The sequence below is a fragment of the Paraburkholderia sp. genome (genome assembly GCF_049581445.1).
Classification (GTDB): Bacteria; Pseudomonadota; Gammaproteobacteria; order Burkholderiales; family Burkholderiaceae; genus Paraburkholderia.
Map to the genome: position 1 here is coordinate 62,909 of NZ_JBAURZ010000135.1, position 15,509 is coordinate 78,417.

A 15,509-nucleotide genomic window follows, 5' to 3' on the forward strand; every position below is an offset into this window, starting at 1 on the left:
CTCAGTTACGGTTTGCCTGCCATCCCTGGCATACTGGGAGCCATGCCAGGGATGGCAGGACGTTGTAGAGCAAGGCGTTGCGCTTGCGCCGCAGCCAGTTGTTGCCGGAGCAAGGCAGCCGCCTGCTGGCTCTGGGCTAAATTTGGCTGGTTCTGCCCAGCGGATGCAGCCATCTTCTGCGCGTTGACTTGCTGTAGGTTTTGCTGATTTTGACTCATCCCGTTGAGCAGGCTGGTTGCAACGCTCGTTGGCGACGGGAAGCCGCCGCTGCCGTTGTTCCCACCAGCCGGGATAGAGGCAAGTCCGGAAAGAAGGCCTTTGTTGCCCCCTCCGGTCATCATGTTCAAGCCCTGCGCCGCCTGACCCCACGAATTGCCTGACCCAAGCGACGACAGAAATTGACCGAATGCGCCGCCGCCCTGTCCGCCACCACCGGCATTCTGGCCAGTTGTGCCGCCAGCGGTTTGTTGCGGCTGGCCAAGACCGCCGCTGTTCAAACTTGAAATGAAATCATCAAGCCAGGCCATTTTGTTTACCCTTTAATGGACCACTTCCGGAGCGTCATACAAGTCCGTTCTGAGAAGCCCGTGGCGTTTCGCATCCAGACATGACTCGATCATGTCGCTGAAACCTTTTTCGAATTCAAGAAACTGGGCCGGACTGAGTCGTTCTTTAAGCGCCGCCATCGCAAGCTCGAATGCCTCAAGCGCAACCGGATGCTCGAAATTCGAAACCGAATCGAGCATCTGATTGACGAAATACCGAGCTGCGGCATCGTTCTGCAATGCAAATTCCAGAGAATCGATATCAATATCCATTTTTCGATGTCCTGAACATGGAAAAAGGCCCCTGAGGGCAGACTAGCGGCATCAAGCGGGCTAGCTGTTCAAGGGCCTTTCGGATTGCCTGCCATCAAGGTCAGGGCACTGCATCCTTACCCAATGAGGGCATGGAGTTGATTCGAATTAGTTACGCTCAAGAATTGCGTCGATCATACTCAATTCCTTGAGTAAATCGCCTTTTCGGATTTGGGCCGCCCGAAGCAGGCCAACGCGGGTTTTCGGTGTAATCGATGCGGTTTTACCAGTCGCGAGACGATGGCCTTTCACATTGCTTACACCAGCAGAAGTCACCACCGAGCTTCGCACACCCTCGATAAGCGGGCTTGCCAGCCAGTCTTTGATGAGTTCATCGCGGTCCATGTCGCCTTACCTCGAATCGAGCACTTCCAACCAATTGTAACAGATGTAATGTTAGTTGACACGGTATAGTATGTCGTGAGCCGAAAAAAAGCCCCAGCGTATGCTGAGGCCTTCTGGAATTGATACGAACAGCCGTTAGCGCGGCTGCTTTGAAGCTGGATATGTACCCCAAAACTTCACGAGAAATGGGAATACAGCCATGATTTTACAGCAATTTTCGGCTGCCGCCGCCAGTAGCGTTACTGGTTACAAACTTATGGCGGATCGCTTCCCGGCGCGCCCCTACTGCGCCGACGACTACGGCGACGGCATCTATTTCCGCCCTCGTGCGGATGCGCTCGATTGCCGTCACATCCAGATCAACGGGCCCGCAATGCTGGGCTTTCTGGCGTTCGATGTAGACAAGCGTGGCGGCGCGGATTTTCCCGAAGATCGCGGCCTGCCGCCGCCGACATGGGCCTGCACCAACCCGGCCAATGGACACGCACATCTCGCCTATGCGTTGCGTGCCCCGGTCTGCAAGACGTTATCTGCAAGGCAGGACCCGCTCCGGTACGCAGCAGCGGTAGAGGAAGGCATGCGGCTCGCACTGAGCGCGGATGCGGCGTACGCCGGACTGATGATCAAGAACCCCTATTGCGGGTACTGGATCACGGAGAAAAATCCCGTTGAATACGATCTTGGTGAACTCGCTGAGTACCTGCCGGACAGGTTGCCGGGTTCGGCCAGGCGCATGGAACAGCGCGCCGCCGAGCTAGCCGCCAGGGTGTTGCACAGGGCGAGGCAGAAGGACCGCAGGGAGCGGTGTGAAACTGGCGATACGCCGCTCGCCGGAACCTTCGGGCTTGGCAGGAACGTGATGCTGTTCGATGAACTGCGGAAATACGCATACCGGGCTATCCGCAAGTACTGGCATGACGGTTTTGACTCTTGGTTCTCGCACCTCGAAGACCGTGCTCAGGAACTGAACATGCGCTTTCCTGCACCGCTTGTGTACGCAGAGGTACGGAATACCGCCAAATCTGTCGCGAAATGGGCGTGGAAGTACTTTAGTCAGCAGGCGTTCAATAACCGGCAGAAGGCGGTAGCTTGCAAGCGGGGCGAAAGGACGCGCCAGAAGGTGCTCGCAGCAGTGGATAGGATCGACTCGCCCAGGATTGCCGACATCGCCGCTGCCTGCTGCCTATCGAAACGTCAGGTGCAAAGAATCGCATCCCAGCCGCGTGACCAATACCTTGCTGGCAGTGTCGAACAGCAGTTGCCATGGGAGCAGGAAGGAATATCCCGCAGGACTTGGTATCGCCGCCAGAAGGAGGCAACGGTCTCTTTATCTTGATATGGCAATGTCGTACTTGTGCCAAATTCCTCTTTATCTTGATATGGGTAGCAGTCTCACGGAACTCGCGGCGCTCGATACGCAAGCGAGCATTCGTTAATCCCATTGATGCCCATCGGCACACGGCCGACTATCAATAGCAACCCCAGCGACAGACCACGACCGGTTGAACGTAGACAGGCTGAACGTAGACCGGCCTGCTCGCTTCCGCCGCCGCTGCGCCGGCTGCTACTGCTGCCGCGCCTGCAAGCAAACCCGACGCAATCGCATTTGCCGTCTGCGCCCGCTGGGTGGAATCAGCTTGGGCTGCCAGGGACGTTGTGTTGTACATCTGTAGTTCGCCGTTGCATTTGTCTCCCCACGTCGTCGGATTCGCCTGCTTGCACTCTAGAAACGTTTGCCTGTCCTGCTGGGCTTCTCTTTCCATCTCAGTCGTGCAGCCGGCAAGCAGCCCAGCCGCCAACCCTGCTACAACAAGTTTTTTCAGATCCATAGTTGCCGCCCATCAGGCTGTCCATACGCTTGTACGTTTTATCGGCATCGGGCGTCGGTTACTGAATCCTCGCAAACCCGGCCGTCACGACATATCCAGCCAAAAAAATTTTACAGGGACGGATCTTTGATCATCTGACGATGAGCGCTGGCCTGAATAATTAGGGCGACATCAGATATATAGATGGAAATTTTCTGTTGGGAAGACGAGGGATAGACCAGGCGACAGGTACCGGTACCTGCGCGGTTTAGGGTCCCCTTTGGGGAATGCTTCAGAACCCAGCAATCTCGTTCGAAGCGAGAACGAGTCCTGTTCGTCTTTTCTCTGACCTGCTGCTGTTGCAGCAAGTCCCAGCATGAAGCTGTCTGTTGATTCCTCTGGCTGGCAGCAGCGCCCAGCAGCACAGACTGGCGCGTTACTGGGGCGCACGGCGTTCTTGCATTCCTTGACGGAGAACCTATACTGACTACATGCCAAACGTGCGTTAGCTATGTAGTCAGAAGGACGTTGGCAATGGTAAATACTGCAAACTCTTGGGGTGCGTCATGGCTGCTGGCAAGTTCGTCGTCTACTTCCGCGTGAGCACACAGAAGCAAGGTGCATCAGGGTTGGGCCTGGAAGCGCAAAGCGAGGCAATTACCCGCTTCCTCAACGGCGGCAATTGGGAAGTGGTTGACTCGTTCACGGAAATCGAGACCGGCAAGGGAGCTAACGCGCTCGACAAACGTCCCCAGCTTCGCGCCGCCATCGATCTGTGCCACAAGACCGGCGCGCGGCTGCTGATTGCCAAGCTCGACAGGTTGGCGCGCAACGTTCATTTCATCAGCGGTCTGAAGGAATCAAAGGTTGAATTCGTGGCCGTCGATATGCCCGAAGCCAACGAATTGATGGTGAATATCCTTGCTGCCTTTGCCCAGCATGAAGCGAAGATGATCGGCGAACGCACGAAAGCCGCGCTCGCTGCTGCAAAGGCACGCGGCACGCAATTGGGCAGCGCCGGGACACGCAACCTGCAATCCGTCATCCAGGCCCAGAAAGAAGCCGCTGATAGCTTTGCAAGCGGTATCGCAAACGTGCTGGCCGAACTGGAAGCCGCAGGCTTCTCGTCGCAACGAAAGATCGTTGAAGAACTGAACCGGCGCGGCATCAAAACCGCCCGTGGCTCGGAATGGTCGCTGATTCAATTGCAGCGCGTGTTGGCACGGCTTCCACAAAAAGCCACGGCCTAAGGGAGGAATATCAGTGAAATCCGTCCAGAACCTTTGTGCAGGATGCGGTCAGCGACACTGGCCCAATCAGGAGTGGATGCATCGCAAATGCGAGGCGGCATCTGTTGCGACTAACACCGTAAATAACACGTCTGCTGCGACTAACAAACCCGCTGCATCTAACCCGGTTGCGACTAACACGATCGAACCTGCGACTAACATCGCGGTTGCGACTAACAAGACATTGAACCGGCGCGACCGTACAGCCTACAACGCCTACCAGCGCGAATACATGAAGAAGCGTCGGCAGGCAGGGAAAGGCAACGCTGCGCAGCCTTGATACAGGCCTATGGAACCGTTTCCATGTGCGTGAGTGCTGCTGGAGCGGACTTACCCACCTTCCCTCACTGCACGTTCTCACCGTAATCGTCTCCACAAATGAAAACGCCGCCCTGTGAAGGCGGCGCATGTCTATGTATCTGCTATCAGGTCAATCTGACATCTGGTCTCTACGACATGGAGTCAACTCCACACGCGGCGAACTGGTGGATTCACGGCTCACAGGGGGAAGTTCTGGATGGTCACCACGGCGGCGACCGGAACGCCCCGACTCTGCCGATGCCCGCTCTCCCTTGGCTGGCAACTGTTGAGGACCGTCCGACACTGGTGCCTCTACTGGCTTCGGGCCGTGATCGCAGCTACTTGCGCTGCCCTGACCACGCAGTATGAGTGCTAGCCAGGCCGCCCCGCCCAGCGCTTCGAACTCGTCCGCAAGCTCTGTTGGCAACAGGAAAGACTCGACGCGGCGAAGACCGAATAGCTGCTCTGACGCATCACTTCCAGCCTCCATTTTACCATTTTCAGCCAATATCCGCCGTCTGGATTGGCGCTTACCTTTGATTATTAAGGTTTTTTCTGAAGACTGACCTATAGTACCCGACACGGATACACCGACACTGGATGACCGTATTGACATGACTGAACTCCCGCACACACACCGTAGAAAGCGACCAGGACGCAATGTAGGAACGGTGCGGTTGCATTGGACACACATCGTGAGTACATCGCAGGCGCATCGTAGAAAACGACCAGGCGCATCACACGATGAACCAGGCTTCAATCAGGGATCAACATAGGCGCAACACAGAATTCAGAAGAGGATAACCATGCTCAACACTGGTCGCTCGCTGCCCTTCGATGACGAATCCGAATGGCTTGAGGCTGGCGGATTGCTCCCAACGAGGAACCGTGCAGCCTGTGGGTATGAATCCAGTTCAAGTACCCGTGCGGCTATAAATCCGCCCCGTGGCGCCTTTCCTGGCACTCCTGCATATGTTGGCAGACCCCAGGATTCCGAACCCGTTGCAGGGCTGCCTTTTCATCGCTCATCCCCTGCGTGGTAGCTCTCGGGATCGGAGAGCCAGCGGTGTATCTCGGCACATTGCCATGCCACCGCCGCCGGTTGTCCAGGTGTGCGCACACGGCCAAACGAAACTCTGCGCGGAAAGCGGCCTTTTATTTCTAGAAGGCGCACCGATTCCCTGCACACCGGGATAAACCAGCGTAAATCATCCCACCTGATCCAGCCATCTCGTGGCAACGTGAACATGCGCTGCGGCTTTTCTGGACGCTTCCGCCTGATGACGGAACCGTCCAGTCCGATATTCGTTGCTGCTGTTGCGCTTTCCATTTCATCACCATTACCTGGTATTTCCTGGCAATCCTAAGCCTTCACTGGAAGAAAAGCACCGTCGAAGGGGTGGTATTTCATAACGAAGTCGTAACGAAGTTTTCTTCAGGAATTCCCTGCTTCATCGGAGCGCCCCGCTTCACTGATATGGTCGGCCCACCACTGCATCATTTTTCTGCGCTCATCCAGGTACTGGGCATGGTTGTACGCTGCCCGCACGTCGTCGCGCTCGATATGGGCCAGTTGCCGCTCTATCCAGTCACTGCTGAACCCGTGTTCGTTAAGGATGGTGGAGGCAAGGCCACGAAAGCCGTGGCCGGTCATGCGGGAGTGGTACCCGAGCCGGTAGAGCGCAAACAGGATCGTGTTTTCGCTCATCGGCTTTGTCGTGTTGATCTGCTGGGGAAACACCCACTTCCACCGGCCATTCAGTTCGCGCAACTGGCGGATGACTTCCAGTGCCTGCGTTGACAGTGGCACGATATGGGGGGATTCCATCTTCATGCGCTCGGCGGGAATGCGCCACTGTGCCCGGGATTCGTCTATCTCTGTCCACTCGGCATACCGGAGTTCGCCCGTGCGGACAAACGTGAGCGCCAGGAAGCGCAGGGCAAGACGGGTCTGCAATTCGCCGTCGTACGCTGCGATTTTCCGCATCAGCTCGGGTAGTTCGGTCTCGCTGATGCGGGCCATGTGCCTGACCTTGCGGGTCTTCAGCGCGCCCTTTAGATCAGCTGTGGGGTCCCGCTCGGCACGCCCTGTGGCAACCCCGAACCGGAATACCTGACCCGCTATCTGCATTGTCTTGCGGGACATTTCCAGTGCGCCACGACTTTCGATTTTCCGGAGCACTTCCAGCAGTTCGGGTGCGGTAATCTCCGCGACTGGACGAGCGCCGATAGACGAAAACAGTCCCGTCTCCAGCAGTTTCATGACGCCATCGGCATATCTGGGCTTCCATGTCTCAATCTTGGTGTTGTGCCACTCGCGGGCAACCGTTTCGAATGAGTTGGAACGCTTCAGACTCGTTTTGAGCCGTGTCTGTCGCTTCACATCCGCAGGATCGTCGCCAGCGCGCAGCATTTCCTTCAGCTTATGTCTGGCTTCCCTTGCCGCAAGCAGCGAGACAGCCGGATAGACGCCAATGGCAGCGCGTTTTTCCTTGCCGTGGAACCGGTATTTGAGCCGCCAGTATCGGGAGCCGTTCGGCATGACTTCGAGATACATGCCCTCGCCGTCCGTCAGCTTGTACGCGCGTTCACGGGGCTTGGCAGTGCGGATTGCAGCGTCGGTGAGGGGCATGTTCGACATGGGGGCATTTCGTGCCCCTGTCTCCGGTGGTTGTGCCACCAAAGATGCCCCCTACTGCCCTTGCTGTCAATTGGAATTAATGGGCAATGCTGGTAACCATGAATCCCTGAAAACCTTAGCTGACATGGTCGTCTGGGAGATGCTGGGAGTCACTGGTATTAGCGGTGGCCCCCCCACGAGGAATCGAACCTCGATTTCAGGTTTAGAAGACCCGTGTTCTATCCGTTGAACTATGGGGAGGCGAAACTGAAATTTTAACCGACCGCGCCACGCCAACAACAACGCAGCAGGGCCCGGATTATAACCGATCGGCCGACATAACCCTTACAGGGCTGCAGCGGCAGCGTATTTAGACCGGTTGCGCGTGCAGCATGAACCAGCCCAGACACACTAAACCCGCAATCACGCAGTAGACGCCGAAGTTGGCCAGACGCCCGCGCCCTTCGAAGTAACGCATCAGAAAGCGCACACTCAGATACGCGGCGATCGCCGTCAGAACGCCGCCGAGCACTGCGTCGCCAAGCTGGCCAGGCGCATGAAGCAGCTTCGGCAGTTCGAGAATCCCTGCTGCGAAGATGATGGGCGTGCCAAGCAGGAACGAAAATTCCGCGGCTTTTTCCGCTGATAAACCCGCCGCGTTGCCGGCAATCATCGTCAGGCCGCTACGCGAAAAGCCCGGAATCAGCGCGCCAATCTGCGCCAGTCCAACGAAGAACGCCTGGCGAAACGTCAGCTTCTCGGGTCCGTAGTGGGTGCGCGAACGCTGCAGCCGATCGCCAAACCACAAGAGCACGCCGTTGACGATCAACGCAATGGCCACGATACGCAGATCGTGAAACAGCAACTCAAGGCGTTTTTCCAGCACGAGACCAACGATGCCTGCCGGAATCGTGCCGATGATCAAGGCCCACATCATGTGACCGTCGTCATTGCGGCGACCGCCGAGCGACGCAAAGAAACCGCCGATCACCGCAATCCAGCGCTTGCGGAAATACCACAGCAACGCGAGCGCCGTACCGAGGTGTAGCGCGACAAGAAACGGGAGCAACTGCGGCGCATGCTCGTCGATATGCATGCCAAACAGTGCGGGAACGAGCAGGGTGTGACCCAGGCTGCTGACCGGAAACAGCTCCGTAACGCCTTGCAGCACGCTCAAAAAAATCAGAAACGACAAGCTCACGCGGCGGTCCTTTTGGAAAAATAAAAATTAGGCAGGAACACGCCGGACATCAGAAACCGGCGCACGAAAGCGCACCGATTATGCCTGGCCGCTATCTCAGCGCCAAGCGTTTGGACCACATTCGGGGAAATTTTTGACGCGCTGCGTCACAACCGGACACGGTTGTTACACCGCGGTAAACTCGCGGACGTTCGCGGGAGCGCCTTTGAACAAGCTTGCGACGCCCGCCGTATGCACCGCGCCGGGCGACGCGGAACGGGCCAGAAGACGTACAGGCTCAGCCTTCGAGCTTGTAGAAAAAATAAATCGTGCTGGCGGCAAACATGCCAAACAGGGCCACGCCCATTGCCATTGCGAGATCCATCACGCCTCCGCGGTCGGTCGGGCCCGGCGGTCTAGCAAGACAAAACACAAGACCGGGCAACCGGATGGATTATCGGCACGCTGGTGGGTTTCGCGAACCCGCAATTTCCCCAGAAGGGTTTCCCCGTAGCTCAAAGCAGCGCAAAATCGGGCTCGCGCCGCCGTCGTTCTGGTCGGCTCATCGATCCCACTGTTCTTAACCACAGCGTCCACCATGGCCCAATTCCAGCATCAGGACATTCTTGAGACCGCCACCGGCGGCTCGCTGCTTCGCTATGCGCCGCAAGCCGGCGGTCGCCTTCTGTCATGGCATATCGATGGCGAGCCCGTAATCCATTGGCCCGACGTGGCCGACTGGAGCCAGCCGGCACGAATCCGCGGCGGCAATCCGCTGCTGTTCCCGTTTCTGGGCCGGCATCGCGTCGATGGCCAGATCGGACGATGGCGCGACGCCCAGGGCGTCGTGCGCGATCTGCCCATGCACGGCTTCGCCCGCGATCTGCCGTTCGCAGCCACAGTCGAGACCGCAGATGCAGGCGCGACCACGATACACATGGTCCTGACCGATAGCGACGCCACCCGCGCCGGTTATCCGTTCGGCTTCCGCTTCGAAGCGATCTACCGTCTGGTGGACGACCACACGCTCGACGTCGAGCTGATCACGACCAATACCGGCGCGAACCCGCTGCCCTATTACGCTGGCCATCACTTCTACTTCAGCTTGCCCCACGCGCAGCGCGGCGAGACCGTGCTGGAACTGCCGCGCACCGAGCGGCGCTATCAGCAGGCCGACGGCTCGATCAGCGCCGCTGAGCCCGGTGCGTCGAGCTACACGCTTGACGAAGCGCGCATTCTCGACTGCTTTCACTGCCTCGACGGCATACCGGACCAGCCCGTCAAACTGGTCGCACCGGGCCTGAACCGCACCATCACGATCGACTTGCAGCGCCCCGGCTCCGAGCCCTGGTACGCCGTGACGACGTGGACCGAAGCTCCGGAATCGGACTTCTATTGCGTCGAACCCTGGCTCGGCCTGCCCGACGCAATCCACAACGGTCTCGGTCTGCGCTGGCTCGGGGCGGGTCAGACTGAAACCGCAGCATTGCGCATCACCGTCGCAGCGCTGCGCTGAGCTGCGAGGCCGTGGTCGCAAATCGCTTATTGCGATGCAAAACCGTTAGAATCGGACGTTTTTGCTATCGAACTGCCGCGTAATCGGGATCGGCGCGCGGCGGCGGTTTGCGAGGTCCAATGTTGGGAACAAGAAGAATGAAACGACTCGCGTGCGCGTCGTTGCTTGCCGTGCTCGCCGCGTGCGGGTCGGCGCCAGTAGGCCCGGGGTTCTATCGCGTCGAACGGGGCGATACCTTATCGAAGATCGCTCGCAGCAACCGGCAGTCGATCCAAAGCATTGTGCGCTGGAACAATCTGGCGAACCCGGACAGCATCGAGGTTGGCCAGGTATTGCGCGTTGTACCGCCCGGAAATTCCGCTGCCGTCACCGCATCAACGGCGGGTGGCGGCACCCGCGGCAGCACAGCTTCCAGGGCGCCGGCGCCAGTCGCCCCGCCCGATATCGCGCCGCCCGTACCGGCTGCGACGATCTCGCTCGTCTGGCCTACCAACGGCACGGTGATCCGGCGCTTCGATGGCGAAAACTCAAAGGGCATCGACATTGCCGCCGCGGCAGGCACGCCGGTCGTCGCAGCGGCCGCCGGGACGGTGGTCTACGCGGGCAACGGATTGCGCGGTTATGGCGACCTGCTGATCATCAAGCACAACGCGGACTACCTTACCGCCTATGCGCACAACCGAGTGCTGCTGGTAAAGGAAGGTCAGACGGTGAGCCAAGGGCAGAAGATCGCCGAAATGGGCGATACGGACACCGATCGCACGATGCTTCACTTCGAATTGCGCTACGGAGGTCGTTCGATCGATCCGTCGCGCGCCCTGCCGGCACGCTAATTGCTGCCGCTCTTTGCTGCAACGGGCAGCAAGCCCGGGAACCTCGCGTCCCCCACGGCGCTCCATCTGACAGCAACTATCGTGCATGGGACACGGCGAACCGCTGTGTCCCAACAGCAACCAGTGAGGATCCGATGAAAACTGGATGGACCCCAACGGCCGTCGCCGTAGCGGCAAGCTTCGCCGCACTGACGCTCGCGAGCCTCGGCGGCTGCGCCAGTTCGACCAAAATGACCTACCTGCCAAGCGGCGACACCGGTTTTGCGATCAATTGCAGCGGCAGCGATGCGAGCGAAAGCTGGGCCGAATGCTACAAGCGCGCCGGCGAAGTGTGCGGTGCATATGGCTACGACGTGATCTCGAAGGATGTCGACAACGGCGCGACTTCCGGCGGTTCGGTGGGCGGAATCTTTGGCGCGAACGTCAAAAACCGCTCCATGGTGGTTAAGTGCAAGCAGTAGCGGCGCATGCCTTATCGAGAACGCCCTATCGCCCGCGCACGTTCGCCACTGCGATTAGCCCGATGGCGCCCGCCAGCAGGGCACCTGCCGCAAGCCACAATGCCAGTGAAAACGAACCCGTATGGGCGGCAATTGGCGCCGCGACCAGCGGACCGACGATCTGGCCCAGACCATAGGCCGCCGTCGCATAGCCCATCAGACCGGCCGCATCGTCACCGTGCAACCGGCGGGCCTCGCGCATCGCGAACATCGTGATGGCAGTGAACGGCAAGCCGATCAGCATGCTGCCGATCGCGAAGCCGCCCGCCGTCGGCCAGATAATTCCCAATCCAATGCCCAAGGCCTGCAAGACGTAGCAGCCGGCCAGCAATGTCCGGTTGTCCCAGTGTGCTGGCAGACGTCCGGCCGCCAGCGCACCGACCACGAGCGCGACGCCGAACATAGGCCAGAACAGATCCGGCCATACCGAGCCGACCGGTAACGCCGCGCGCGCGATCACGGGCAAAAACGTCGCCGTGATGATGTAGCCAAAGCCCGGCGCGCCGTACAGAACGATAAGCCAGGCGGCGTCGGCGCGATGCACGCGGCTGCGCTCAAACCGGCTCGGCCGCATACCGGAGGCAGGGGCGGCTGGGACAGCAGGCGCGGCATTCGTTGCATGGGTGGCATGCGTTGCACGCGTTGCATAGGCCTCATGCGAGGCCGGGGTGCCCATGGCAGCCGGTGTCGTCGCAAACGTGCGCCACACGCAGGCAGTCAGAAGCGCCGACACGATGCCGAACCCAAGCCAGCCCATCGACGCATCGTGTGCGCCCGCAGCCCCGACCAGCAAACCTGTTGTCGCGATGCCGATGCCAGGCCCCGCGTAGATCACGCCGCCCCATTGATTCGCGCCCCGTTCCGCGAGTTGTCGCAAGCCCCACTGTGACGCGAACACAAACGTCCACGCGCTCACCACGCCCGCGGCGAAGCGCACGGCAGCCCAGATCCAGAACTGATTCGTCACCCCCATCGCGAGCACCAGCACGACCGTCGCGACGAGCCCGGCCTTCACGACACGCGCCGCGGCGAACCGCAGCGCAGCGCAAGTGATGGCGCCGAGAAAGTAGCCTGCATAGTTCAGTGAGGCAAGCCAGCCGCCGTGCCGGATGTCGAGCGTGCCGTTTTGGAGCATCAACGGCAGGAGCGGCGTGAACGCGAAGCGCCCGACGCCCAGCACCACAGCCAGTACCGCCATGCAGGCAAACGCCGCGCGTGGGGCATGGGTCGTGACGCGCGGGTCAACCGCGCGAGAAGCGAGGTCAGTCATGAATCGAATCTTGTTCCGTTTTCGATCAGGCGAAATGCCCGCCTTCAGCACCCATCGTAGCTTGACCTATCAATCTCATAAAATGAATAATAGTGATTCAATCCATCGCAAAGAGGGATGTATGGATCTTGCCTCGCTGACGATCTTTCGCGCAGTCGTACGGGAACACGGCGTGACTCGGGCGGCCGCGAAGCTCAATCGCGTGCAGTCGAACGTGACCACGCGCATCAAGCAACTCGAAGAACAACTCGGCACGGAGCTGTTTATTCGCGACGGTCGCCGCCTCGTTCTCTCGGCCGCCGGCGAGACGCTTTTGCCCTATGCCGAACGCCTTCTGGCACTTGCCGATGAAGCGCGCCATGCCGTCAAGGATGCCAGCCCCAGTGGCCGCTTGCGCCTCGGGACCATGGAAAGCGCCGCCGCGAGCCGGCTGCCGGGTTTGCTCGCGCAATATCACCAGACTTGGCCCGCCGTCGCGCTCGAACTGGAAATCGGGACGACGGGCAAGCTGATCGAGCGCGTGCGCGAGTTCGAGGTCGACGCCGCCCTGGTCGCAATGCCGCTCGACCCTGCGTCGCCCGGCGAACTGTTCGAAGCGGTACCAGTGTTCCGGGAAGAACTGGTACTGCTGACGTCGCGCGGTCATCGGCCGATCCATCACGCAAGTGACATCACGCTATCGACGCTGATCACCTTCGAACAGGGCTGCGCTTACCGGGCCTGTATCGAAAAATGGTATATCCAACACAGCATCCGGCCGGCTCGGGTGCTGGAGCTCGGGTCGTATCACGCGATCGTCGCGTGTGTGGCAGCGGGAGCGGGCATCGCGGTCGCGCCGCGCTCGGTGTTGGCACTCCTCGCCGATAGCAGCGACATCGCCGTGCATCCGCTCGATGAACTCGGCAGCATTGATACCTTGCTCATCTGGCGACGCGGCCATTTCTCTTCAGCACTAAATGCGCTGCGCGACATGCTGGTCAAGAGCGGAAACGCGCAGGTTGGGCGTGTGGAAGCATCAGCGGCCTTAGATTGAAACAGCCTGAAGCTTGCTCGGGAATTGACCATCCACCTCAATCACGAGGCGCGACCCAATGATCCAACCATCCACACAAAAAAAAGCCCGGCTCAAGAGCCGGGCTAACGGGGGTTCGGCGCATATCGGTAAAGGACCGGTTCACCATGCGCCAAGACGGAATCTATCAACGCGATTCCGGCCATGCAATCAATTAATTTTGCACATAATGTGACGCGGCGCACGGAGTACGCAGCAAGTGAAGAAAAATTAATCGAAAAAACAAACTGGTGTGACTCGCTAACGCCGGTAAAACAGCCTCCGCGAGCCTCGAAGTGAAACGTTAAACTGCTTCAAAAGCCGCACGGGCATTGAACTTGTGGCTTGATGTCGATTTTACCAGAAGCCCGTCAAATAGTTAAATCATCAAATAGCAAAGTCTATGCTTTCCGATTATTGCCAACTGATGAGTTAGGTGCGCAAACGCACCTTTCAGTGGTTTAAATCAACTCCGGGTTCACCCGAATCCTCATTTGATAAGCCAATTTATTTATTCGCGCATTGCGGATTTTTATTATTTGTTAAACGCGGCAGATTAAATACATCTTCAGCAATTGATGATGCACGGCGAATGCAGCTCGACCATGTCGTCGAGCTGCATTCACGCTCCCAACGCGCGAAATCACAGCACCCGTAGGCCCAACTCTGTCACCAGCACCGCTGCCTGCTGAAGAGAAATCGTCGCGCCACGAAACAGTCCCGCGTCGACGAGGCGCACGCCGCTCAGATCGGCGAGGCGCAGGTCCGCGCCATCGAAACGAGCACCCTTCACATTGGCGTCCTTCAGACTGCCGCCGTCGAAGACCGCTTCGCGGAAGTCCGCGCCGGCGAGGTCGGCGTCGGAGAAATCGAGCCCCTGCAAGGTGGCCTTGCGAAACGACAGGCCGCGCAGATGCGCGCCGACCAGCAGCGTCTCGACAAAGGTCAACCCCAGCGCCGAACACGCTTCGAAGTTCGCCCCCGTCAGCTTGCAGCCGGTGTAGGTGACCGAGGCCAGTTTCGCTCGCCGCCAGCTTGTATTGTTGAGGTCGCATGACTGAAACGCGGCGTCGACGAGATCGGCCGACGCGAAGTCCGCCTGACGCGCCCGGCAACGCAACCAACGGGTTTGCGTCAGCGCGGCGCCGAAGAACGAGGTCTCGACGATGGTGCAGCGATGAAACTCCGCGCCGCGCAAATCGAGCCGCGAGAGGTCGACACCCTCGAAATCGCAGTCTTCAAACCGCAGCAGTTGGCTGGCCGTGCTGAGCATCTGCTGGACGTCTTCGCGTGCGAGTGTCGCGTCCGCGACGGTGAGGATGCCGGACACCGGCGTTGTGGAATCGACTGACATGAAAAGAGTGTTCCCGTTGCGTTCCGGCACATGCCGGAGCCAAAAAAAACCAACAAACTGCCGCAGCCTGACGAGGACGGCCCGGCGCAAACCCGACAGCACCCAACGCCAACGCGGCCCAAACCAGGCGCAAAATGACAAGCGTACCGGAATGAGCCGCCTGCGTGGCGGACGATCTCCGATGGTTTATAGTAACGGCCGCTCTCTGAACCCCGTCCACGCCGATGACCTCGAACGAAGCCTCTCACAGTCCGCTCTACCTCTCGCTGCTCGCGGAAACCGCGAAAATTGGCTGGCCGGAACTCGAGCGGTTTTTTGCGCGCGGCATCCTGCTGCACGTGGCCCGCGATCTCGATCTGGTCAGCGTCGCGGAGGCCATCGCGAGTGACGACACGGCGCAAGTGAGTCAATGGCTGTTGTCCGGCTTGCTAGAGCGTGTACAGGCCGAGACCGCCGCCGATTACGCCGCGCGTGATCCAAACCTGTGGGCCGTGGTCGTTTCGCCGTGGGTCTGCGTGCAGGAACGCGCCGCGGGAGACCAAGCCGGGCCAGCAGGCTCAACGCATTGAGCGGCGCGGCCCCCACC

The 15,509-nt window shown here is 59.4% G+C and carries 15 protein-coding genes and 1 tRNA gene; 7 read left to right on the forward strand and 9 right to left on the reverse strand.

Annotated features, from left to right (window positions below):
• Positions 1–5: 5 nt before the first annotated feature.
• From WCA85_RS12890 to WCA85_RS12900, 3 genes are all read right to left on the reverse strand, one after another.
• Complete coding sequence (locus WCA85_RS12890; protein WP_424064389.1) at positions 6–527, reverse strand: hypothetical protein; 522 nt, start codon at positions 525–527, stop codon at positions 6–8.
• Between the two features lie 12 nt (positions 528–539).
• Positions 540–818, reverse strand: coding sequence for a hypothetical protein (locus WCA85_RS12895; protein WP_424064391.1), 279 nt, complete (start codon positions 816–818; stop codon positions 540–542).
• A gap of 147 nt (positions 819–965) precedes the next feature.
• Positions 966–1,202, reverse strand: coding sequence for a hypothetical protein (locus WCA85_RS12900; RefSeq protein WP_424064393.1), 237 nt, complete (start codon positions 1,200–1,202; stop codon positions 966–968).
• 256 nt (positions 1,203–1,458) lie between these two features.
• Between WCA85_RS12900 and WCA85_RS12905 the strand changes: the two genes are divergently transcribed.
• Positions 1,459–2,538 (forward strand): replication initiation protein, encoded by a 1,080-nt coding sequence (locus WCA85_RS12905; protein ID WP_424064417.1) that lies wholly within the window; start codon positions 1,459–1,461, stop codon positions 2,536–2,538.
• Positions 2,539–2,671: 133 nt separating this feature from the next.
• On the opposite strand, the gene WCA85_RS12910 is transcribed toward WCA85_RS12905, so the two are convergent.
• Entirely contained in the window at positions 2,672–3,031 is a 360-nt protein-coding gene (locus WCA85_RS12910) for a hypothetical protein (RefSeq protein WP_424064395.1), read from the reverse strand.
• 545 nt (positions 3,032–3,576) lie between these two features.
• Between WCA85_RS12910 and WCA85_RS12915 the strand changes: the two genes are divergently transcribed.
• Positions 3,577–4,260, forward strand: a complete 684-nt coding sequence (locus WCA85_RS12915; protein ID WP_424064397.1) for a recombinase family protein — start codon at positions 3,577–3,579, stop codon at positions 4,258–4,260.
• Between the two features lie 1,774 nt (positions 4,261–6,034).
• Here the strand turns inward: WCA85_RS12915 and WCA85_RS12920 are convergent.
• The 3 genes from WCA85_RS12920 to WCA85_RS12930 form a co-directional block, all read right to left on the reverse strand.
• Positions 6,035–7,231 carry a tyrosine-type recombinase/integrase gene (locus WCA85_RS12920; protein WP_424064419.1) on the reverse strand — a complete coding sequence of 399 codons (1,197 nt, stop codon included), beginning with the start codon at positions 7,229–7,231 and terminating at the stop codon, positions 6,035–6,037.
• Positions 7,232–7,405: 174 nt separating this feature from the next.
• Positions 7,406–7,480: transfer RNA gene (locus WCA85_RS12925), tRNA-Arg, on the reverse strand.
• Between the two features lie 109 nt (positions 7,481–7,589).
• Positions 7,590–8,420: an undecaprenyl-diphosphate phosphatase gene (locus tag WCA85_RS12930; RefSeq protein WP_424064399.1), complete on the reverse strand. Its 831-nt coding sequence runs from the start codon at positions 8,418–8,420 to the stop codon at positions 7,590–7,592.
• Between the two features lie 577 nt (positions 8,421–8,997).
• Between WCA85_RS12930 and WCA85_RS12935 the strand changes: the two genes are divergently transcribed.
• The 3 genes from WCA85_RS12935 (at position 8,998) to WCA85_RS12945 (ending at position 11,209) form a co-directional block, all read left to right on the forward strand.
• A complete protein-coding gene (locus tag WCA85_RS12935; RefSeq protein ID WP_424064400.1) occupies positions 8,998–9,915 on the forward strand; it encodes an aldose epimerase in 918 nt (305 codons plus the stop codon).
• A gap of 119 nt (positions 9,916–10,034) precedes the next feature.
• Complete coding sequence (locus WCA85_RS12940; RefSeq protein ID WP_424064402.1) at positions 10,035–10,748, forward strand: peptidoglycan DD-metalloendopeptidase family protein; 714 nt, start codon at positions 10,035–10,037, stop codon at positions 10,746–10,748.
• A 134-nt stretch (positions 10,749–10,882) separates the two neighbouring features.
• Positions 10,883–11,209, forward strand: a complete 327-nt coding sequence (locus WCA85_RS12945; RefSeq protein ID WP_424064404.1) for a hypothetical protein — start codon at positions 10,883–10,885, stop codon at positions 11,207–11,209.
• 25 nt (positions 11,210–11,234) lie between these two features.
• On the opposite strand, the gene WCA85_RS12950 is transcribed toward WCA85_RS12945, so the two are convergent.
• Entirely contained in the window at positions 11,235–12,518 is a 1,284-nt protein-coding gene (locus WCA85_RS12950; RefSeq protein ID WP_424064406.1) for a YbfB/YjiJ family MFS transporter, read from the reverse strand.
• Between the two features lie 121 nt (positions 12,519–12,639).
• On the opposite strand from WCA85_RS12950, the gene WCA85_RS12955 reads away from it, so the two are divergent.
• A complete protein-coding gene (locus WCA85_RS12955; RefSeq protein ID WP_424064408.1) occupies positions 12,640–13,551 on the forward strand; it encodes a LysR substrate-binding domain-containing protein in 912 nt (303 codons plus the stop codon).
• 661 nt (positions 13,552–14,212) lie between these two features.
• On the opposite strand, the gene WCA85_RS12960 is transcribed toward WCA85_RS12955, so the two are convergent.
• On the reverse strand, positions 14,213–14,923 hold the full coding sequence (locus WCA85_RS12960) for a pentapeptide repeat-containing protein (protein WP_424064409.1): 711 nt from the start codon (positions 14,921–14,923) through the stop codon (positions 14,213–14,215).
• A 224-nt stretch (positions 14,924–15,147) separates the two neighbouring features.
• Between WCA85_RS12960 and WCA85_RS12965 the strand changes: the two genes are divergently transcribed.
• A complete protein-coding gene (locus tag WCA85_RS12965) occupies positions 15,148–15,492 on the forward strand; it encodes a DUF2288 domain-containing protein (protein WP_424064411.1) in 345 nt (114 codons plus the stop codon).
• The last annotated feature ends 17 nt before the right edge of the window (positions 15,493–15,509 follow it).